The 19,202-nt window shown below is 72.7% G+C and carries 23 protein-coding genes and 1 pseudogene; 10 read left to right on the forward strand and 14 right to left on the reverse strand.

Annotated features, from left to right (window positions below; translation table 11 throughout):
- Position 1: 1 nt before the first annotated feature.
- Positions 2 to 727, forward strand: a complete 726-nt coding sequence (locus AB0J97_RS13705; protein WP_364088026.1) for an alpha/beta hydrolase — start codon at positions 2 to 4, stop codon at positions 725 to 727.
- Here AB0J97_RS13705 and AB0J97_RS13710 read toward each other — a convergent pair.
- From AB0J97_RS13710 to metK, 4 genes are all read right to left on the reverse strand, one after another.
- Positions 671 to 1,213 (reverse strand): hypothetical protein, encoded by a 543-nt coding sequence (locus tag AB0J97_RS13710; RefSeq protein ID WP_357709435.1) that lies wholly within the window; start codon positions 1,211 to 1,213, stop codon positions 671 to 673. The genes AB0J97_RS13705 and AB0J97_RS13710 overlap by 57 nt on opposite strands.
- On the reverse strand, positions 1,210 to 1,767 hold the full coding sequence (locus AB0J97_RS13715) for a hypothetical protein (protein ID WP_364088029.1): 558 nt from the start codon (positions 1,765 to 1,767) through the stop codon (positions 1,210 to 1,212). Before AB0J97_RS13715 ends, AB0J97_RS13710 begins: the two co-directional genes overlap by 4 nt.
- Before the next feature lie 144 nt (positions 1,768 to 1,911).
- A complete protein-coding gene (locus tag AB0J97_RS13720) occupies positions 1,912 to 2,559 on the reverse strand; it encodes an isochorismatase family protein (protein WP_357709441.1) in 648 nt (215 codons plus the stop codon).
- A 153-nt stretch (positions 2,560 to 2,712) separates the two neighbouring features.
- Positions 2,713 to 3,900: a methionine adenosyltransferase gene (gene metK, locus AB0J97_RS13725; RefSeq protein WP_357709444.1), complete on the reverse strand. Its 1,188-nt coding sequence runs from the start codon at positions 3,898 to 3,900 to the stop codon at positions 2,713 to 2,715.
- A gap of 403 nt (positions 3,901 to 4,303) precedes the next feature.
- On the opposite strand from metK, the gene AB0J97_RS13730 reads away from it, so the two are divergent.
- Positions 4,304 to 5,131: an S-methyl-5'-thioadenosine phosphorylase gene (locus tag AB0J97_RS13730; RefSeq protein WP_364088031.1), complete on the forward strand. Its 828-nt coding sequence runs from the start codon at positions 4,304 to 4,306 to the stop codon at positions 5,129 to 5,131.
- A 75-nt stretch (positions 5,132 to 5,206) separates the two neighbouring features.
- Here AB0J97_RS13730 and AB0J97_RS13735 read toward each other — a convergent pair whose 3' ends face one another.
- The 3 genes from AB0J97_RS13735 to AB0J97_RS13745 all read right to left on the reverse strand — a co-directional run bounded on the left by AB0J97_RS13735 (position 5,207) and on the right by AB0J97_RS13745 (position 6,833).
- Complete coding sequence (locus tag AB0J97_RS13735; RefSeq protein ID WP_364088033.1) at positions 5,207 to 5,470, reverse strand: phosphopantetheine-binding protein; 264 nt, start codon at positions 5,468 to 5,470, stop codon at positions 5,207 to 5,209.
- Between the two features lie 53 nt (positions 5,471 to 5,523).
- On the reverse strand, positions 5,524 to 5,760 hold the full coding sequence (locus AB0J97_RS13740; RefSeq protein ID WP_364088035.1) for a phosphopantetheine-binding protein: 237 nt from the start codon (positions 5,758 to 5,760) through the stop codon (positions 5,524 to 5,526).
- A 98-nt stretch (positions 5,761 to 5,858) separates the two neighbouring features.
- Complete coding sequence (locus AB0J97_RS13745; protein WP_364088037.1) at positions 5,859 to 6,833, reverse strand: prephenate dehydrogenase/arogenate dehydrogenase family protein; 975 nt, start codon at positions 6,831 to 6,833, stop codon at positions 5,859 to 5,861.
- Positions 6,834 to 6,991: 158 nt separating this feature from the next.
- On the opposite strand from AB0J97_RS13745, the gene AB0J97_RS13750 reads away from it, so the two are divergent.
- Entirely contained in the window at positions 6,992 to 7,894 is a 903-nt protein-coding gene (locus tag AB0J97_RS13750; protein ID WP_357709458.1) for an alpha/beta hydrolase, read from the forward strand.
- Here AB0J97_RS13750 and AB0J97_RS13755 read toward each other — a convergent pair.
- From AB0J97_RS13755 to AB0J97_RS13770, 4 genes and pseudogenes are all read right to left on the reverse strand, one after another.
- A pseudogene (locus AB0J97_RS13755) lies at positions 7,861 to 7,983 on the reverse strand (ferredoxin); the annotation flags it as partial. The gene AB0J97_RS13750 and the pseudogene AB0J97_RS13755 sit on opposite strands and share 34 nt — an antisense overlap.
- A complete protein-coding gene (locus tag AB0J97_RS13760; protein WP_357709461.1) occupies positions 7,980 to 8,603 on the reverse strand; it encodes a TetR/AcrR family transcriptional regulator in 624 nt (207 codons plus the stop codon). The gene AB0J97_RS13760 and the pseudogene AB0J97_RS13755, both read right to left, overlap by 4 nt.
- Positions 8,604 to 8,610: 7 nt before the next feature.
- A complete protein-coding gene (locus AB0J97_RS13765; protein WP_364088040.1) occupies positions 8,611 to 9,777 on the reverse strand; it encodes a helix-turn-helix transcriptional regulator in 1,167 nt (388 codons plus the stop codon).
- Positions 9,778 to 10,071: 294 nt separating this feature from the next.
- Entirely contained in the window at positions 10,072 to 10,368 is a 297-nt protein-coding gene (locus tag AB0J97_RS13770) for a hypothetical protein (RefSeq protein ID WP_364088042.1), read from the reverse strand.
- A 60-nt stretch (positions 10,369 to 10,428) separates the two neighbouring features.
- Here AB0J97_RS13770 and AB0J97_RS13775 point away from each other — a divergent pair, with 60 nt between their 5' ends.
- Positions 10,429 to 10,959: an NUDIX hydrolase gene (locus tag AB0J97_RS13775; RefSeq protein WP_364088044.1), complete on the forward strand. Its 531-nt coding sequence runs from the start codon at positions 10,429 to 10,431 to the stop codon at positions 10,957 to 10,959.
- A gap of 215 nt (positions 10,960 to 11,174) precedes the next feature.
- Here AB0J97_RS13775 and AB0J97_RS13780 read toward each other — a convergent pair whose 3' ends face one another.
- Entirely contained in the window at positions 11,175 to 11,609 is a 435-nt protein-coding gene (locus AB0J97_RS13780) for a hypothetical protein (protein ID WP_357709471.1), read from the reverse strand.
- A 158-nt stretch (positions 11,610 to 11,767) separates the two neighbouring features.
- On the opposite strand from AB0J97_RS13780, the gene AB0J97_RS13785 reads away from it, so the two are divergent.
- From AB0J97_RS13785 to AB0J97_RS13805, 5 genes are all read left to right on the forward strand, one after another.
- Positions 11,768 to 12,397 carry a DUF998 domain-containing protein gene (locus AB0J97_RS13785; protein WP_364088047.1) on the forward strand — a complete coding sequence of 210 codons (630 nt, stop codon included), beginning with the start codon at positions 11,768 to 11,770 and terminating at the stop codon, positions 12,395 to 12,397.
- A gap of 41 nt (positions 12,398 to 12,438) precedes the next feature.
- On the forward strand, positions 12,439 to 12,810 hold the full coding sequence (locus tag AB0J97_RS13790; RefSeq protein WP_125629542.1) for a YciI family protein: 372 nt from the start codon (positions 12,439 to 12,441) through the stop codon (positions 12,808 to 12,810).
- Positions 12,811 to 12,877: 67 nt separating this feature from the next.
- A complete protein-coding gene (locus AB0J97_RS13795; RefSeq protein WP_364088050.1) occupies positions 12,878 to 14,119 on the forward strand; it encodes a sigma-70 family RNA polymerase sigma factor in 1,242 nt (413 codons plus the stop codon).
- 220 nt (positions 14,120 to 14,339) lie between these two features.
- Positions 14,340 to 15,644 (forward strand): MFS transporter, encoded by a 1,305-nt coding sequence (locus AB0J97_RS13800; RefSeq protein WP_364088052.1) that lies wholly within the window; start codon positions 14,340 to 14,342, stop codon positions 15,642 to 15,644.
- 34 nt (positions 15,645 to 15,678) lie between these two features.
- Entirely contained in the window at positions 15,679 to 15,834 is a 156-nt protein-coding gene (locus tag AB0J97_RS13805; protein ID WP_364088054.1) for a hypothetical protein, read from the forward strand.
- 82 nt (positions 15,835 to 15,916) lie between these two features.
- On the opposite strand, the gene AB0J97_RS13810 is transcribed toward AB0J97_RS13805, so the two are convergent.
- A complete protein-coding gene (locus AB0J97_RS13810) occupies positions 15,917 to 17,149 on the reverse strand; it encodes a serine hydrolase domain-containing protein (protein ID WP_364088056.1) in 1,233 nt (410 codons plus the stop codon).
- A gap of 246 nt (positions 17,150 to 17,395) precedes the next feature.
- On the opposite strand from AB0J97_RS13810, the gene AB0J97_RS13815 reads away from it, so the two are divergent.
- Positions 17,396 to 18,172, forward strand: a complete 777-nt coding sequence (locus AB0J97_RS13815) for a MerR family transcriptional regulator (RefSeq protein WP_364088058.1) — start codon at positions 17,396 to 17,398, stop codon at positions 18,170 to 18,172.
- A 20-nt stretch (positions 18,173 to 18,192) separates the two neighbouring features.
- On the opposite strand, the gene AB0J97_RS13820 is transcribed toward AB0J97_RS13815, so the two are convergent.
- The gene (locus tag AB0J97_RS13820) at positions 18,193 to 18,990 is read right to left on the reverse strand and encodes an NAD(P)H-binding protein (protein ID WP_364088060.1); all 798 of its coding nucleotides are present in this window, start codon (positions 18,988 to 18,990) and stop codon (positions 18,193 to 18,195) included.
- Between the last annotated feature and the right edge of the window lie 212 nt (positions 18,991 to 19,202).

Below are 19,202 nucleotides of genomic sequence, written 5' to 3' on the forward strand. Positions count from 1 at the left end.
GATGAGAAGGACCTTCCTCCTCCTGCCGGGCTCCTGGTCGGGCGCGTGGATCTGGGAGCCCGTCGTCCGGCGGCTGCGCCTGCTCGGGCACGACGCCCGCGCCGTCACCCTGCGCGGCCTGTCCGGGCCGCGCGGCGACGTCGCGGGCGTCGGCCTGCAGACGCACGTGGACGAGGTGCTGACCCTGCTGAAGAACGAGGGCCTGCGCGACGTCGTGCTCGTCGGGCACAGCTACTCGGGGCTGGTGGCCGGCCAGGTCGCCGACCGGGCGCCGGGCCGCGTCGCGCACACCGTGTACGTCGAGGCGTCCCTGCCGCACGACGGCCGTTCGATGCTGCACGGCTTCCCCGACCGGCAACGGGAGCAGGAGCTGCGCCTGATCGAGGCCGGCGGGGGCCGCTGGCCCGCCCCCGACCACACGTTGCTGGCCGAGGGACAGGGCCTCACGGCGGCGCAGGCGCGCTGGCTGGCCGCCCGCTTCGTCGGCCACCCCGGCCGCACCGTGGCCGAGGCGGCCGTGCTCAGCACGCCGCTGGAGCGGCAGCGGGCCAGCTACGTCGTGTGCGCCCTGGACCACTTCCAGGGCAGTCTGTCCCCCGATGTGTCCGCGCTGCGCGCGGCACCGTCCTGGGACTTCCACACGCTGGACACCGGCTGCTGGCCGATGGTCTCAGCGCCCGGCCCGCTCGCCGCTGTGCTGTCCGACGCCGTCGCCGGCCGCCTCTGAGCGGGCGGCGTCCTCGGGACCCGGTGCTAGCCCGGGCCGCGAGGAGCCGGGCAGCAGCCGCCGCAGCGACCCGGCGTGCAGGAACCACAGCAGGCCCAGCGCCACGGCCAGGAGCAGGGCGCTGAAGACCCACTCGTTCGACCCGCCCGGCCCGTAGACGCGGCCGCCGGAGCCGATGTCCACCGCGCGGACCGGCTGCCCGGCCTGGTGGGTGTAGCGGTCGCTGCCGTAGATCTCGACGTCCGAGCGGCGGACGGCGCCGTCGTCAGAGCGGAAGTCCCCCGTCCAGACGCAGGACTCGTGCCCCGGATGCGTGATGCAGGCCAGCGTGCGCGGCACGAACACCCCGGGCGCGCCGTCGGCGCGGGCAGCGCGGACGACCGTGCCGAGGTTCGGCACGGTCAGGAACAGCAGGAAACCCGCCATCAGGCTGAGCACGAACGAGAAGGCCGGGGAGACCCCGCGGCGCCCGGAGCGCGCCATCACGCGGGCGAGACCGCGCAGGAGCAGCGCATGGCCGCCCGCTCGGCCGGGCGGGGGCCGCGGTGCAGGAGCATGGCCACCACCATGGGCACGAAGACCAGCCCGTTGTAGAACAGGTGCAGCTCCATGCGCGGGACGAGGAGCTGGATGATGCTCGTCGGCACCGGACGGCCCATCAGGTTGTTCCCGGTGAGCGCCTGGAGGAGCAGCAGCAGGTGCTCCAGGTGGTGCCAGATCTGGATGCCCAGGGAGATGTTCCACCACGTACGGGACCTGCCGGTGAAACCGGACCGCAGCATGAGCAGGCCGATGAGCATCAGCAGCGCGTAACCGTAGTGCATCCACTCGGAGCTGACCAGCCAGGGGAAGGGCATGCCGAGGACGCCGCGCGCCTCCTTCAGCGGCCAGCCCAGCACGTAGACCTGGATGGCCTGGGCGACGTGCTCGGCCCAGTGGGCCAGCACCACGACGAGGTAGAGGGTGAGGGCGGGCTTGTGGTACCGGGTGTTGAGCGCGGTCAACAGGCCGGCGGACTGCGACACCGTGTGGGTGGCCATGCGGAACCTCGGCTTCCGGGATCGTCGGTCGCGCGTCGTCCCGGCATGGCGAGGTCGCCGGTGGATGGTCTTCGGTCCCCTTCGGGTGTGCCTGCTCCGGGAGATCGCGAGTTCAGTGTCCGCTGTGATCCCGCGCCTGACAACTCACAAATTGCGCGGCAGGCCGGCGAGCAGTTGCTTGGTCGTCAGGGTGACGCCGCAGCGGCCCGCGACGTAGCCGAGCGTCCGCCGGTGGTCGGCGGCGGTGAGGTCGGCGACGGCGTCGGCCACCACGTACGGCTGGATGTCGTGGGTGAAGGCGTCGAGCGCGGTGGTCAGGACGCCGATGTGGGCGTAGACCCCGGCGATGAGGAGCTGGTCGCGTCCCGACTCGCGCAGCCACCACAGCAGGCTCGTCTCGTGGAAGGCGCTGTAGCGCCGCCGGGTGAAGATCCAGTCGCCCGGCCCCGGCGCCATCGGCTCTGGGAAGCCGCGCCGGGCGGGTTCCAGCCGGTCGCTGCGCCGCCAGAAGTCCTTGGCCAGCCCCTGCTGCTCGCCGGTCAGCAGTCCCGGCTGGGCCGCGTAGGCCACGGGGACGCCGAGGCGCGCGCACAGCTCGCGCAGCGCCGTCACGTTGCGCACCAGGTCGGTCAGCGGCGCCTCGCCGGACGGGAAGAGGTCGAGGCAGGCGTGCTGCAGGTCCACCAGCAGCAGGACGGCCCGGCGGCGGTCGGGCGTCCAGGTGACCGCGGCGGGCGGCAGCTCGGCGGCGTCCGGCATCGGATAGGGCTCGATTTCTGAAACGACCGGCACGGCGACCTCCGAATTTCTCTCAGCTTTTTGAGGCTGTCTCCATGATGTGCCGCATACGGCGGCCCCGGAAATGCGGAACGGCGGCAGGAAGCTGACTTCCCGCCGCCGTTTCCAGCCATTTTCCTTTTTCCCGGACGCCTGCCGGGTCCACGGTCAGAGCCCGGCCGCGGCGCGCAGTTCCTCCGTCCGGTTCACCCGCTCCCACGTGAACTCGTCGCGGCCGAAGTGCCCGTAGGCGGAGGTCTCCGCGTAGACGGGACGCAGCAGGTCCAGGTCCCGGATGATCGCGGCCGGCCGCAGGTCGAACACTTCGCGCACGGCGTCGTGCACCCGCTCCCTGGGCACCCGCTCGGTGCCGAAGCACTCCACGAACAGGCCCACCGGCCGCGCCTTGCCGATCGCGTACGCCACCTGGACCTCGCACCGCCCGGCCAGCCCGGCGGCGACCACGTTCTTGGCCACCCAGCGCATGGCGTAGGCGCCCGACCGGTCCACCTTGGAGGGGTCCTTGCCGGAGAACGCGCCGCCGCCGTGCCGGGCCATGCCGCCGTACGTGTCGATGATGATCTTGCGTCCGGTCAGGCCCGCGTCGCCCATCGGGCCGCCGACCTCGAACCGGCCCGTGGGGTTGACCAGCAGCCGGTAGCCGGTCGTGTCGATCCCCGCATCGGCCAGCACCGGCTCGACGACCTCGCGCGTGACGTCGGGGGCCAGCATGTCGGTCAGCCCGACGTGGGCGGCGTGCTGGGTGGACAGCACGACGGTGTCCAGGCGGACCGGCCGGTCGCCCTCGTACTCGACGGTGACCTGGGTCTTGCCGTCCGGCCTCAGGTACGGCACCGTCCCGGCCCTGCGGACCTCCGCCAGCCGCCGGGCCAGCCGGTGGGCCAGCATGATCGGCAGCGGCATCAGCTCGGGCGTCTCCTCGCACGCGTAGCCGAACATCAGGCCCTGGTCGCCGGCGCCCTGCCGGTCCAGCTCGTCGGCGGCGTCCTCGTCGCGGTGCTCGCAGGCGTCGTCCACGCCGCGGGCGATGTCGGGCGACTGGGTGCCGATCGACACCGACACGCCGCAGGAGGCCCCGTCGAAGCCCTTCTGGGAGGCGTCGTAGCCGATCTTCAGGATCGTCTCCCTGACCAGGCCGGGGATGTCCACGTACGTCTGCGTGGTGACCTCGCCCGCGACGTGCACCATGCCCGTGGTGATCAGCGTCTCGACCGCGACGCGGCTGCCGGGGTCCTTGGCCAGCAGGGCGTCCAGGATGCTGTCGCTGATCCTGTCGGCGATCTTGTCGGGGTGGCCTTCGGTGACCGATTCGGAGGTGAACAAACGACGTGACACCGACGCCTCCTAGTAGGGCAGCCGGCGCCCCGAAGGGGTGCGCAGGTCGAGTGCGGTCACGGGCGGACGCGGTTTCTTCGGCCGCGGCACGCGAATCACTTTGGGCATGGGACGGCTCCACATCTTGGCGGCGGGAAAACTCGAATTTCCCGGACACAGATCATCCAAGATTCGCGTCGAGCATTCTTCTCCGATGACCTGCGCGGCGAATGTTCGTTCCGAGAATAACCACGGCCGGGCGTGCCGGGTTCTTTCCCTGTGCGCCATCGGGGCCGGTCGGGCAATTCAGGAGATGCCTCGTACGCTCCGGCGGAGCCACGATGCTCCTGATGCCCGGATCGCCCTTCTGTCGGGCGGATCACCCACGCCGGGTCCCGGCCGCCCCGGCGACGAAAGGCTGATCATGAACGGAATCAGCGCGGAGATCGGGATCATCGGCGGGAGCGGGTTCTCCTCGGTCGCCGACGGCGTCCGGGAGGTCGCGCTCACCACCCCGTACGGCGAGCCGTCGGCCCCGCTCTCGCTCGCCCGGGTAGGCGGCCGCACGGTCGCCTTCCTGCCCCGCCACGGACGCGACCACCGCCGGCCGCCGCACCGCATCAACTACCGGGCCAACCTGTGGGCGCTGCACTCGGTGGGCGTGCGCCAGATCCTCGCGCCGTGCGCGGTCGGCTCGCTCCGGCCCGAGCTGGGACCCGGCGTGCTGGCGGTGCCCGACCAGCTCGTGGACCGGACCTCCGGACGGGCGCAGACGTACTTCGACGACGCGGCGGTGCACGTGCCGTTCGCGGACCCGTACTGCCCGGTGGGCCGGGAGACGGTGCTCGACGCCGCGGCGGCGACCGGCCAGGACTGCGTGGACGGCGGGACGATGGTGGTGATCGAGGGCCCGCGCCTGTCCAGCCGGGCCGAGTCGCAGTGGTACGCCGCGCAGGGCTGGTCGCTGGTGGACATGACCGGCTGCCCGGAGGCGGCGCTCGCCCGCGAGCTGGCCCTGTGCTACGTGCCGGTCGCGCTGGTGACGGACCTGGACGCCGGGCTCGGCGTGGGCTCGGGCGCACGCCGGGACGAGCTCTTCACGATCTTCCACGAGGGGCTGGACCGGCTGCGGGCGCTGGTGGTGGCGACCGTGGCCCGGCTGCCGCGCACCCGTACGTGCGACTGCGCGCGAGCCCTGGACGACGCCGCCCTCCCCGCCGAGACGAACCACCTCGGCACCCTCCCGGCCTGACCTTCCGGGAATCCCGGAGCATGCGGAAACCCGGGTCCCCGCCGCCCCGCGGGAACCCGGGTGAGATCGCGGCGCCTACACCGCCATCGGCACGTGCGCGTCCAGGGCGACGCGTTCGACCAGCGCCTCCAGGTTGGGATCCGCGTCGAAGACGTCGCCGACGTCGATGGAGACGCCCAGCTCCTCCTTGATCCGCCCGACCATCCGCGCCGCGGCCGCGAACTCCCCTTCGAGGTCGGAGAACGTCGCCGCCTCCAGCCCCTCGGGCACGTCGAGCACCTCGTACCAGATGTCGCCGACCTTCTCCCGGAGCTCGGAGAGGCTGAGTTCGCCGGTCATGGGCCGTCCCTTCTCAAGGTCTGCACGTGATTGTCGCAACGGCCCCCGGGCGGCTACATCTTCGAGAGTGCCCTGACCTGGCCGAGCAGCGCGTCCAGCGTCCCGTCGCGCAGCAGCGCGGCCAGTTCGACGGCCACGCCGAGCCGGTCCTGGATCTGGGCGGCCATCCGCAGCGCCGCGAGCGCCGTGCCGCCGAGCTCGCCGAAGGTGGCGTCGGCCTCGTCCGCGCCGACGTCGAGCACCGTGTTCCAGATGTCGGTGACGTGCCTGTCGACGTCCGCCGGATCCACGTCGCCCACCCTCCCCTGAGGCTCCCTTGGGGGGACCATAAAGCGCGGGGGCGGCGGGCGCTTGTCCCCACGTGCGCACCTGCGTCGCCGTCCGAGGTTCAGGACGCGGCCCGTTGCGGTTCCCGCGTCCGCGACAACGCGCGGACGATGCGCGCGTGCCCCTCGTTCCCCCTGGCCAGCACGTCGGCCACCGGGCCGTCGTCGGCGGCGCGCAGGGCGGCGGCGACGCGGCCCAGGTCGCGGCCCATCGCGTCCAACAGGTCGGCCACCGGGGCCGCGTTGTGCGCCAGGATGTCCCGCCACATGCCGGCGGGGCTGCCGGCCACCCGCGTCACGTCCCGCAACGCCCCGGCGGCCAGCGCCAACCCGTCCCCGCCCGGGGCCGCATCGGCGAGCCCATCCACGTCACCGCCCATCGCCGCACCGGCGAGCCCGTCCACGTCGCCGCCCGGGATCGGGTCGGCGGGCCCGTCCAGGTCGCCGGTCGCGAAGCGGGCGGCGAGCGCGGCCGACAGGACCAGCGGCACGTGCGACACCGCCGCGACGGCCCGGTCGTGGGCGTCCGGCGCGAGCAGCGTCACCTCGGCCCCGCACGCGGTCGCCAGCGCCGCCGCCGTGCGCAGCGCGCGCGGCGACAGCGCCGGATGGGGGCACAGCGCCCACGTCCTGCCCTCGAACAGGCCCGCCCGCGCCGCTCCGGGCCCGGACACCTCCCGCCCGGCCATCGGATGGCCGGGCACGTAGCGGGCCAGGTCGCAGCCGTTCCGCTCGGCCTCGGCGAGGATCCGCGTCTTGGCGCTGGCCACGTCCGTGTAGACCGTCCCCAGCTCGCGGTCCTGCGCCTCACGCAGGACGGCGGCCACCGACGAGGGCGGCGTGGCGATCACGACGACGTCGGCCGGGCCCGCACCGGTCCGCAGCGCCGTGCCCGCGCCCATCCGCGCGGCCTGCGCCAGCGCCCACGGGTCGTGGTCGGCCAGCTCGACCCGCACGCCCGCCCGCCGCAGCGCGCACGCCACGGACGTGCCGATCAACCCACAGCCGATCACCACGACACGGCGGATTGGGGACATGGCCGGAACCTCGCTTCCCTGGGACGTCACTCCCCCATGGTCGCGGCGCGAGGCGCCCGGGGGCGGTACGCGGACCGTCTTCTTGCTGCCGCCCCACGGCACGTTCCTGCCAGCGCACCCCCAGGTCAAGCCCCTGGACGCGCTCCTACGATCACGACATGTCCTACTACGACCTGCTGTCCCGGCCGGTACGCCCGCCCGACCGCGTGCTCCGCTACGGCGACCGCCACCCCGACCAGGTGATCGACGTCTACGAGGGCACCGGCCGCCCGCCCCTCGTCCTGCTGCACGGCGGCTACTGGCTGGCCGAGTACGACAGGAGCCACACCCGTCCCATGGCCGCCGCCCTGGCCGCGCTCGGTCACACCGTCTGGCTGCCCGAGTACCGCAGGGTGGGCCAGGAGGGCGGCGGCCACCCGGGCACGTTCGACGACGTGGCCGCCGCGCTGGACCTCGTACGGGCGGAGTGCCCGTCCGGGGTGCTGCTGGTGGGCCACTCCGCGGGCGGTCACCTCGCGCTCTGGTCGGCGCTGCGGCACCGTCTGCCGCCCGGCTCCCGCTGGCACGCCGAACCGGCGGTCAACGGCGTGGTGGGCCTGGCCGCCGTCTGCGACCTGGGCGAGGCGTTCACGGCGGGGCTCGGCGGCGGCGCGGCCCGCGCCCTGCTCCACGACCGCGCCGACCTGCTGGACGAGGTGGACCCGATGCGCCTGCTGCCCCACGACCGGGGACCGCTGGTGCTGGTGCACGGCGTCAGGGACCGCGTGCTGCCGGTGTCGATGAGCCGCCGCATGGCGGCGGGCGAGACGTCGGCCGTCCTGGTCGAACCGGCGGACGCCGGCCACTTCAGCCTGATCGACCCCCTGTCGAGCACCTGGCCCCTGATCGTCGCGGCGGTGGAGGCCGCGGCGGCGTATGAGCCGGGGCCCGCCGAACCGGGAGGCCGGGAGGCGGCGGGTCAGGAGAGTTCGACCGCGCGTTCCGGGCAGTTGGCCGCGGCCAGGCGGGCCGCCTGCTCCTCGCCCGGCGGTACGGCGCCGTCGCCCAGCACCTCCCCGTAACCCTCGGCGTCCTCGCCGAACAGGGTGGGCGCGAGGTCGTAGCAGCGACCGTGCCCCTGGCAGCGCCCAGGGTCGATGCGCACGTTCATGACGGTGCTCCGTTCGGGGTGGGGGCGGTTCGGGAGGAGGTCGTGAGCGCGCCGACGACGCGGGCGAGCAGGGCCGCCCACTCGTCGTCGTCAACGGCGTGCAGATCGGAGGTGACCAGGGCGCTGCCCATGGACAACAACAGGCAGAAGTGGGCCAGCGCGGCGGGCGACAGCGCCGGGTCCAGCTCCCCCCGGTCCTGGGCGAGGCGGGCCAGCGCGGCCATCGAACCGGCGCTCTCGCCGACGTAGTCGCGCATGGGCCTGGCGACGTCCTCGTCCCGGCGGGCGGCGACGAGGGCCTCGACGATGAGGTAGCCGGGGGCGTCACGACGCTGCGGCAGCCACCGTCCGATCTCCAGGAGCAGATCGGGGACGGGCCGGTCGGGGTCGGCGGCGAACAGGTCGGCCAGCCGCCGCCGCCCGTGCGCGCGCAGCGCCGCCACCAGCAGCTCGGCCTTGGAGCCGAAGTGCGCGTACAGCGCGCCGTTGCTCACCCCGGCGGCGGCGGCGATGTCGGCGACGCGGGTGCCGTCGTACCCGCGCTCGGCGAACGCCTCCGCGGCGGCGCGCAACAACCGTTGACGAGTCTCGGCGGCGGTGACGCCGGCGATTCGGCCCATGGCAGCATTAAACAGCCCGCCCACCCGGAACGTGACCATCAACCGGCCCCCTCGCCCCCACGCGCCGGCCCCCCGACGAGCAAGCGGCAGGTGTCCTCGCCCGGCTGATCCGGCTCCGCTGGTCGAGCCAGCCCAGCCGGGTGGCGCGGACGCCTGCCCGAAACCGGCTGGTGGCGCCGAGCAGCGCGCTCACTTCACCCACCACGCGCGTGACCGTCCGGGTGGAGATCCCCAGCGTGCGGGCGATCGCCGAATCCTTGGCGCCGACGGCCAGCAGACGCAGGATGGCGCGCTGCTGCTCGGTGAGCGCCCCGGCGTCCGAGGAGCCCGGGACGTCCTTCGGCTCCGACGCCGTCATCCAGCAGTTGTCGTACAGCGCTGCCAGGGACCTCACCACGCCCCCGCCGCGGATCACCAGTGCGCCGGCGTCCAGGTGGGCGGGGTCGGCCTGGACGACGGCGGTGTGCCGGTCGTAGACGAGCATCCGGGTGGGCACGACGGGCGCGGCCCGCACCTCGCGGCCCTGCCGCGTCCACCGATCCACGAACCCACGCAGTACCGGCTGGGAGAAAGAGCTCTGCGCGTGCAGCGCGCGCACCCGCACCCCTCTGGCGAGCGCGCGCTCCGATCTCTCCAGGCCCTCTGCCAGCGACGCGGGCGTCCAGTCGGCGACCGGATGCATGCTGAGGATCTCGTGCCCGGCCTGTTCGCTCAGTTCCGTGATGCGCCGGGCCAGCCGCGTCGCCATCTCGTCCCGCGTGAAGAAGTCGACGTCCATGTCACGCTCGGCGCGGCCAGGCAGGTTCAGGTAGCTCCTGGCGACCGCGGCGACCGCGACGTGCTGCTCCACCAGGCGGTCCAGGAGGCGGTGGCTCTCCTCAAGGCTCCGCCTGAGCATCGCCGCGGCGTCCACCGGCGCCTCGGCGTCCGGGTCGAGCAGGCGCAGCCGGGTGAGATGCTCCTGGACGCGGTCGATCTGCGCGGTGGTGACTCCCATCGCCGCCGCCGCGTCGGTGAGCGACTCGGCGCGTTCCAGCATGCGCGCGTAGATCGCCTTGCTGACCTGGTCGTCGTCTTCGTACGGCACGCCGGCCGCCCCTTCCTTCTTGTCTTCGACTTCGACGAGGCCGGCTGTGGGGTCACGGGCGAGCAGGCGCTCAGCGCGGTTGCGCATGGATCACTACTATGCCTGATGGTAGATGCTCTCTTCGGGGCCACCGTGGCCGGTGAGGTCAAGGGTCGCAGTGCTCGACCTGTGCGGGGCGATCGGGTCCCGGAGTTGGATGACGGTGACCGCTGTGGTCCAACGACACTCCTTAGTAGTTTTGGAGAGGTACCGCCTCGTTTGGAGCCGGGTCGCCCGGGGCTCACATCCGGGGTGCGTGCGCGGCCAGGTCCTCGGTCACGGGCAGGCACTGGGCCTCCAGGACGGCGGCTATCCGCTGGACCTCCAGCGGTACGTTCTGGATCACGGCCAGCTCGTGCGCGCGACGCAGGCAGGCGGCCGCCTCGGCCGGGCGTCGTAGCGGATGACCCGCCGTCGCGCCTTGGCCCAAGTGGTGAAGACGAAGTGATGCAGCCACTCGTTCTTGAGCGCACTGAAGAACGACTCGGCCAGCGTTGTCCCAGCAGTCCCCGGTACGTCCACCGAGCGGCACATGTCCAGGCCCATCAGGGAGGAGCCGAACTCATCTGAGGTGTGGTTCGAGCCGCGGTCGGTATGGAATGCGGCGCCGGGCTGGAGCAGGCCGGCGCCGGCAGCCATCCGGATCGTGTCCTTGACCAGGTCGGCGCGGTTGGGGCAGCGACAGGAAACACTGGCTCCATGACGTATCCGGACCTGCCCTTCTCCCACATCAAGATCCGTGTCGCCGGCCTGGTGTTCTGCGGGCGCGAGCTGGCACTCATCCGCCGTGACCGGCCGTCGGGGGCGCTGTACACGCCACCCGGCGGCAACGTGCACCCCGGAGAGGACCTTGTGGACGCCTTGAGCCGGGAACTCGCCGAGGAACTGCGACTCGACCCCGGCGATGCGACCGTGCCACAGCTGTGCTGGATCCAAGATCAGATGATCACCAGGCCCGGCCCGACCCCGCCCCCGCGCAAGCTCCACCTGATCTTCCGTCTGCACATCACCCCGGAGGTGCGCGCGAAGCTCGCCACGGTCGAGTACGACGAACTCCCGGACGGCACCAGCGAGCCGGGGATCATCGAGTGGGTGGACCACCGGCAGGCCGCGCGGCTGAACCTGTTCCCCCTCATCGGCGTGGCGGTGAGCACGCTGGCCGACCCCACCGCGCCTCCCGCGCATCCGTACCTGACGCCGATGACCGACGCCACCTACACCTGGAGGTAGGCATGGTCTCGGGCGACGTGCCGGAGTCGCGCATCGCCCCTGCGAGGGGTTCTTCTGGTCGCCGTGATCGCTCATGTACGTGATGACAAACCGTTGTCGCATACATGAGCGATCAAGCCCGGCCGCTGCGGTCTCGTTCGGTCAACCCGGTTTGCGGTGTCGCGTCGGGCCCCGTCCCACCCGAGTGATCCGGCCCGGCAGGCCCGGCCCCGACGTCAGAGCCGGGTCATGGTGGATTCGTATCCGCCTCCGCCGGGGTAGACCCATGCGCCGGTGACGGTGGTGCCGTCAGCGCTGAACGTGCCTTCGTAGTAGGCGGGGCCGCCCTTCACGCCGCCCCAGATGGTCAAGGTGTCGCCGGACAGCTCGTACACGTAGTCAAGCGTGTTGCCGGTCGAGTCGTAGAAGCGGGACACGACGTCCGCCCCGGCCGGCTCGCCGAACGGGCGCAGATTGCCGATCACTTCCAGACCGGTGACGGGCTGGCCGAACTGGGCGAGGTCGACGTGCTGGAGCAGGAAGAAGCCGCCGGGCATCCACTCGTACCGTACGGTTCCCTCGGCGCCGCCGGTGATCGCCCAGGTGCCGACCAGGCGGTCCAGGGCCTTCAGTGCGGCGCTCGGCTCGTAGGTCTCCGACATCTCGGACATCTCATCCTCCTTGAGGTTTGGTCAGTGCTCGCCGGTACCTCGGAGGCCTCCCACGGGCCTCGACATGTCCGAGTGGTGATTCAGATCACATCGCCGCCGGTGTCGAGAAGCCGGATCCCGCCACGAGGTAGCGGCAAGACCCCATCAAGGAGGAAGTCATGGCCGCCACAGCCGCCACCACCCGCCCGTCCGGCCGCCTGCTGCTCGCCGCCGCCCTGGCCGGGCCGGTCTTCTTCACCTCGGCCGTCGTCCAGATGCTCACCCGCGAAGGCTTCGACCTCACCCGCCATCCGATCAGTCAGCTCTCCACCGGCAACCTCGGCTGGATCCAGATCCTCACGTTCGTGCTGGCCGGCGTGGGCGGCCTGGCGCTGGCCGCCGGTGTGGGGCGCACCCTCACCGAGGGGATCGGCCGCCGGGCGCTGCCCGTCCTGGTCGGGATCTTCGGGGTCGGGATGATCGCGGCCGGCGCGTTCACCATGGACCCGGAGAACGGCTTCCCCGCCGGAACCCCCGACCGGCCGGTGGCGCAGATGTCCTGGCACGGCGTGGCGCACTCGACCGCGGCCGCCCTCTCCTTCACGGCGCTGGCCATCGCCGCCATCGTGCTGGCCGTCCGCTGCGCCCGCCGCCGCGCCGTACCGGCCGCGGCCGGCAACGGCGCCGCCGCGCTCGTCCTGCTGCTGCCCATGTCGCCGGAGCACATGAGCGTCCAGATCGCCGTCAACGGCCTGGTCGCCTTCACCTGGACGACCGTCCTGGCCCTGTCCCTGCGCCGCTCCGCCTGACCTCACATACCCTGTACCGACGTTCGACAAGAGGATCCGCCATGAAGTATCTGCTGCTCGGCTACACCCCCGCGGCCGCCTGGGACGCCGCGACCGCCGACGCCCCGTCCGAGGAAGCCCTGGCGGCGTTCGCCGCCTACCAGAGGTTCGAGCAGGAACTGATCGCCACCGGCGAGTTCGTCGGCAGCGAGGGGCTCGGCCATCCGGCGGTCAGCACCACGGTCAGGAGGTCCGGCGACGGCGTGGTGGCGACCGACGGGCCGTTCGCCGAGCTGAAGGAGGTCCTGGCCAGCTTCGCCGTGATCGACGTGGCGAGCCAGGAGCGAGCCGTGGAGATCGCCTCCCGGATCGTCGAGGTGCTGGGTGAGCCGATCGAGATCCGGCCGATCATGGGCGAGGACTTCACCGGGTGACCCCCGGGCCGGGCGGCGCCGGGCACGAGCGGACGGCCGTCACCACAGCGGGAAGGGCACACGCAGCGTGAACGCCGACATCGAACACCTCCTGCGCGTCGAGGCGCCCCAGGTGCTCGGCGCGCTGGTACGCCGCTTCGGCCGGTTCGACGTCGCCGAGGACGCGGTGCAGGAAGCGCTCCTGGCCGCGAGCCGCGCCTGGCCGGCCGAGGGCGTACCGGACAATCCGCGCAGTTGGCTGATCCGCGTCGGCTACCGGCGGATGGTCGACGCGCTCCGCGCCGACCAGGCCAGGCGCCGGCGCGAGCAGGAGGCCGGCGTCGCCGAACTGGCCCTGCAGGAACCGGCCCGCCGGCCCGGCCCGGCGCGGGAGACCGACGACAGCCTCGCCCTGCTGCTGCTGTGCTGCCATCCCACGCTGAGCGCCACCTCCCAGGTCGCGCTCACGCTGCGGGCCGTGGGCGGCCTGACCACCGCCGAGATCGCGCACGCGTACGGAACAACCGAGAACACCATGGGCACCCGGATCAGCCGCGCCAAGCAGCAACTGGCCCGCGCCGGCGCCCGCTTCACCCCGCCGGCCGACCTGAGGCGCGACGGCAGGATGGCCGCCGTCATGCAGGCGCTCTACCTGATCTTCAACGAGGGCTACACCGCCTCCACCGGCGACCGGCTCGCCCGCGTCGACCTGACCGGCGAGGCCATCCGGCTGACCCGCATGCTCCACGCCTCCGTGCCCGACGACGCGGAGGTGACCGGCCTGCTCGCGCTGATGCTGCTCACCGAGGCCCGCCGTCCCGCGCGCACCGGTGGTCACGACGAGCTGGTGCCCCTGGACGAGCAGGACCGGACGCGCTGGGACATCGGCCTCATCGGCGAAGGCACCCAACTGATCGACGGCGTCTGGACCCGCCGCGAGGTCGGCCCCTACCAGCTCCAGGCGGCGATCGCGGCCGTCCACGCCGCGGCCGCGTCGCCGGAGCGGACGGACTGGCCGCAGATCGCGGCGCTCTACCTGTGGCTCGAACGGCTCACCCCCACCGCGCCGGTACGGCTGAGCCGGGTGGTGGCCGTGACCAAGGCGTACGGGCCGGCCCGGGGACTGGCCCTGCTCGACGACCTCAACCACCGCTTCCAGCTCGACCGGGACCCGCTGGTCCGGCGACGCGAACACGCCGTGCGCGCCCACCTGCTCTCGATGACCGGCGACGCGACCGGCGCGGCCCGGCTGTATCGCGAGGCGGCCTCCCTGACCGGCAACCAGATCGAGCAGCGATACCTCCTCGACCGCGCCGACCACCTCGCCTGAGGCGCCCGGCCTTCCCGCAGATCGGGCAAGCCCCGGCTGCACGTGGTCATGAACGTGGCGTCAGCCGGCCGCCGAGGGCCGAGGTGGACAGCGTCACCTCCGGTAGGTATCTTCTCCGGGTCCCGCCCGACCTGTCCGCAGCCGGAACCGGCGCAACCCCACCTCCGAGAGCGGCGCCTCAGGCCGAGTGACCGCGCCTCTCATCCAAGGAAGACGCCTCGTGACCGACATCGTCCCGCTGCGGAAGAACGTGCGTTTTCAACTGCTGTGGGTCGGCAGCGCGGTCTCCGAGCTGGGGTCGGAGCTCACCAGGCTCGCCATGCCACTGCTGGTGCTGGCGCTCACCGGCTCGCCTGGGTTGGCGGGCATCGTCGCCGGAGCCCGTACTGTCGCCTTCCTCGCGGTCCAGATGCCGGCCGGAGTCTGGGTGGACCGGTGGGACCGCCGCCGCACGCTCATCACGGCCCAGGGCCTCCAGGCGGTTGTCTCCGCAGTGCTGACGGCGCTCGTCATCACCGGTCATGTTCAGGTCTGGCAGTTCATCACACTGGCTGTGCTGGACGGGCTGTGCGTCGCGTTCGTCGGCCCCGTCCAAGAGACGGCGATCCGCGGCATCGTCCCCTCGGGCCAACTGCACAGTGCATATGCACAGGAGGAGGCTCGTACACACGCGGCTGGTCTGATCGGCCCTCCGCTCGGCGGCCTGCTGTACGGCCTGGGCCGGGCGGTGCCCTTCGTCGTCGACACCATCACCTTCCTTGCCGCCACGCTCTTCCACGCCCTTGCGAAGGTGCCGCGCCGCCCGGCGGACGAGCCGCCGACCTCTGCCCGAGACGACGGCGAGGAGCAACGGCCGATCCGGCGCAGCATGCGCCGGGAAGCGGCCGAGGCCATCGCCTGGCTGTGGCGCCGCCACGGCCTGCGGGAGGTCACCGCGGCGGTGATGATCCTCAACCTGCTGGGCGGAGCGTTCCTCATCCCGCTGATCGTGCTCGTCGGCGAACGCGGCGGTGACGCGCGCGTCACCGGCACGGTCCTGGCCGGCCTCGGAATCGGCGGACTGACCGGTGCGCTGCTGTCGGGCCGCATCAGCAGGCTCCTGCCGCCCGGCAGACTCCTGCTGGCCGTCGTGACGATCTTCGGCGCCGCGCTGGCGGCCACGGCACTGCCCTGGGGGGCGTGGTGGCCGATGATCCCGCTGGTGTTCATCACCCTGTCGACGCCCTCGCTGAACGTCGTGATGAACGTCGTGGTCGCACGAATGGTGCCGGAAGCGATGCTCGGCCGGATGGGCGCGATCCTGAGCATGGGCGCGATGGCGCTCAAGCCCATCGGGCCCGTACTCGGCGGGGCACTGGCCGCGTCACTGGGCGGCGCGGCGGCGCTCGTCGTGCTGGGCGGACTGCTCGCCCTGACCGCCGCTGTGGCCGCGCTCAGCCCGGAGCTGCGCCGCTTCACCGGAGAAACCTCCACGACCGAAGACGACACTTCAACCGGTGACAAGGCTCCGCGCGCTCCCGCCTAGTGAGGGATTCCGTCCTTCGCGGCTCGGGAGCTGGTTGAACGCCACGGGGGTGACCGTGCCGGCCGGCCCCGAGTCCTCGCGCGCGTCCGCGCCGGTGGTCTACGCAGTGGATGTGCGGACGGGCAGGAGCAGGGAAGTGTTCGCCGTGCGCGAGGACGGCCTGAACGTGGTGCCGGGGCTGGGGCGCTGAGCGCGACGATCTCGGGAGAGCGGGTCGCGCCAGGCCAGAAGCGGTCCCAGCCGTCGCCCTCCGGCTGGGACGGGGTGTCGGTTCAGGAGTCGATGGCCTGGTAGAGCGTCGTCCAGAAGTCGTGGATGAGATGGATCGAGTCGAAGGTGGACATCCCGACCTGGGTGAGCAGGATGCCGGTGAGCCCCTCGGCCGGGTCGGCGTAGGCGGTGGTGCCGGTTCCGCCGTCCCAGCCGAACTGGCCGACGGAGGCGTGGTCGCCGCGGTGGGTGCGCACCGCCATCCCGAAGCCCCATCCGCCGTGCAGCCCCTGGCCGGACGACAGGTGGACGAAGTCCCTGTACATGGCGTCCCGGGCGGCCTGCTGGCCGGGGGTGAGGCGGTTGGTGGTCATGAGCTCGACGGCGGGCCGGGACAGGATCCGTTCGCCGCCGTGCACGCCGTGGTTCAGCAGCATCCGGAAGTAGGCGTGGTAGTCGTCCACGGTGGAGACCAGCCCGCCGCCACCGCCCTGGAAGGCCGGGGGCCGGCTGGTCCTGCCGCCCGCCGCCTCGTCCCAGACCAGGAACTCCCCGGTCCGCGGGTCGGGCCCGTACAGGGGCGGCAGCCGGTCGATCTTGTCGGCGGGCACGTGGAAGGCGGTGTCCTTCATGCCCAGCGGATCGAGGACGCGTTCGCGCAGGAACGCCTCCAGGGACCGGCCCGCGACCCTGGAGACGAGCACGCCGACCACCTCGTTGCTGAGGTCGTACTGCCACCGCTCCCCCGGCTGGTACGACAGCGGCAGCTCGCCGAGCCGGCGCATCCACTCGTCCGGGTGGGGCGCCGGCCCGGACGCCACGCCGTAGTCGGTGCGCTCGAAGATCGCGGCCCTGATCGGGGCGTCCAGCAGCGCGAAGTCCACGCCGAGGCCGAACGTGGAGGTCAGCAGGTCCCGTACGGTGATCGGCCGCCGCGCCGGCACGGTGTCGTCCAGCGGGCCGTCGGGCCGCCTGAGCACCCGCCGGTCGGCCAGTTCGGGCAGCCAGGGGTCCACCGGGTCGTCCAGCCGCAGCCGGCACTCGTCCAGCAGGACCATCGCCGCCGCCATCGTCACCGGCTTGGACACGGAGGCCATCCGGAAGATCGTGTCCCGGCTCATCGGCGGGCCACCGTCGTGCCGCATCGTCCCGATCGCCTCCACGTGCGTCTCCTCGCCCCGGCTGACCAGGGCCACCAGCCCGGGGATGCGCTTGGACTCGACGTGCCGCGCCAGCACCTCGCGCAGCCGGCGCAGCCCCGCCGAGGAGAAGCCGGTGTCGTTCCCAGTCGTCATGATCGGTCGTCCTTCGTCTCGTGATGGTCGTCGTCCGGCACGGCTCGAAGGCGCGATGGCGGGCCATCGGGGGCCATCGGGGGCCTTCGGGACGGCCGTGCGACGAGCCTGGACCCTGACCCAAGGTCAAGGTCAACTCCTGCCGCCGGCGACCTGGCGGACGAGACGTAGGTGATGAATCGCCGCAGACGCGCGCTACTCTCACCTCTGTGAATGCGTACGTCCCGCCCGAGGAGCGCTGAGCCGATGGTGGACGGGCTCACGATCGGTCAGGCGGCGGCGTTCGTCGGCGTCACCGTCAAGACCGTGCGGCACTACCACCGGCTCGGCCTGGTCCCCGAGCCGGACCGGGACGGCTCCGGCTACCGGCGTTACCGGTCGGCCGACCTGCTCCGGCTGGTCCAGGTCCGGACCGTCGCCGCGGCCGGTGTGCCACTGGCCGAGATCGGCGACCTGCTCGACGCCGATCCCGAGCGCTTCGCCGCCGCCCTGGACGACGTCCGTCGCAGGCTGACCGAACGCATCGACGACCTGGTCGCCCGCCGCGACACGCTGCACCGGCTCGCCCACGGCGACCGGGTCCTGCTGCCCGACCGGGCCTGCGCGGTCCTGGACCGGCTGGCCGCCCTCGGCTTCGACGCCGAATACGTGGCCACCCAGCGGGAGGCCCTGGTGCTGGCCAGGGCGCTGATCCCGGCGATCTTCGACAGCTTCCTGACCCGGCTCGAACATTCGCTGGACGACCCCGAGCTCGTCGAGCTGACCAAGCGCGGCCTGGAGGCCAGGGCCTGGGACCCGGACGACCCCCGGATCGAGCACCTGGCCGCTGCCCTGGCCGCCAAGCTGCTGGCCGGACGGGCGGCGCACGACATGCCGGAGGGGTTCGGCAGGCAGCCGGACGCCGCCGCCCGCTACGGGCTGGTCAACCACCACGGAGAAGGCCGGGAGCCGTCCATCGCCCGCCTGAACGCCCTGGTCGAAGCGGAACTGCGCGCGGCCGGCGTCGACCTGCCCCACCAGTGACGGCACGGCGCCGCTCGGCTCTATCCCAGGAACTCGCGCAGCGAACGCGGCGGGCGGCCCAGGATGTCGGCCACCGTCGTGGTCGTGGTCGCCCAGCGCCCGTCCCCGAGCTGCGACATCAGGGTGGCCAGGTCGCGGGCGGCGGGAGCGGGCATGCCGCGCCGCTCCAGGTGCGCGGCGGCCTCCTCGACGGGCAGGTCCACGTACCGCACGTCCCGGCCGAACGCCCGGGTGAGCTCGGCGGCGATCTCGTCATGGGTGAGCGCCGCCGGCCCGGTCAACTCGTGGACGGCGTCCGCCCCGACAGGACGGGTGAGCAGCGCCGCCGCTACCGCCGCGATGTCACGCGCGTCGATGTACCCCACCCTGCCGCCGCCGTACGAGCCGAAGATCCGCCCCTCCTCGTCGACGTCGCCCGCGAGGTTCTGCATGAAGCCGACAGGCGCCAGGATCAACCACGGCACCCCGGACGCCTTGAGATGCTCGTCGACCTGTCCGTGCAGCCCGAACCCGAGCAGGCTGCCCGGCGTGACGCCGCGCACGGAGACCGTCACCACCTGGGCCGCCCCCGAGGCCGCCGCGTGGTCGATGACCGCCCGGTGGGCGCGCACGAAGCCGGGCCACTGCGCGCTGTTGAGGAAGAGCCGGTCACCCGGCTCGACCGGGATGCTCTCCGGCCTCTCCAGGTCGCCGACCACGTAGTCGCAGCCCAGCTCCACGCCCTGTTCCGCGCGCCGCACCACGGCCCGCACCGCGCCGCCCAGCTCCTGCGTCAGCGCACGCCCGATCGTGCCCGTCGCGCCCGTCACCACGATCATCACGTACCCCCTGAACGAATGCCGGCTCCCAGTTCTACACTAACCGGAAGGCCATCGTCCACTTAGGGTCAGCCGATGCGCAGCGGCAGGGTTCGGGGACCGCGTACCTGGCTGGCGGCCCAGGTGACGGCGTCGGGGTCGGCGAGGGTGAAGGTGGGGATGCGTTGGAGCCAGACGTCGAGTGCGGTGCGGAGTTCCATGCGGGCCAGGTG

This window comes from Nonomuraea sp. NPDC049607, assembly GCF_040675375.1.
Lineage (GTDB): Bacteria > Actinomycetota > Actinomycetes > Streptosporangiales > Streptosporangiaceae > Nonomuraea.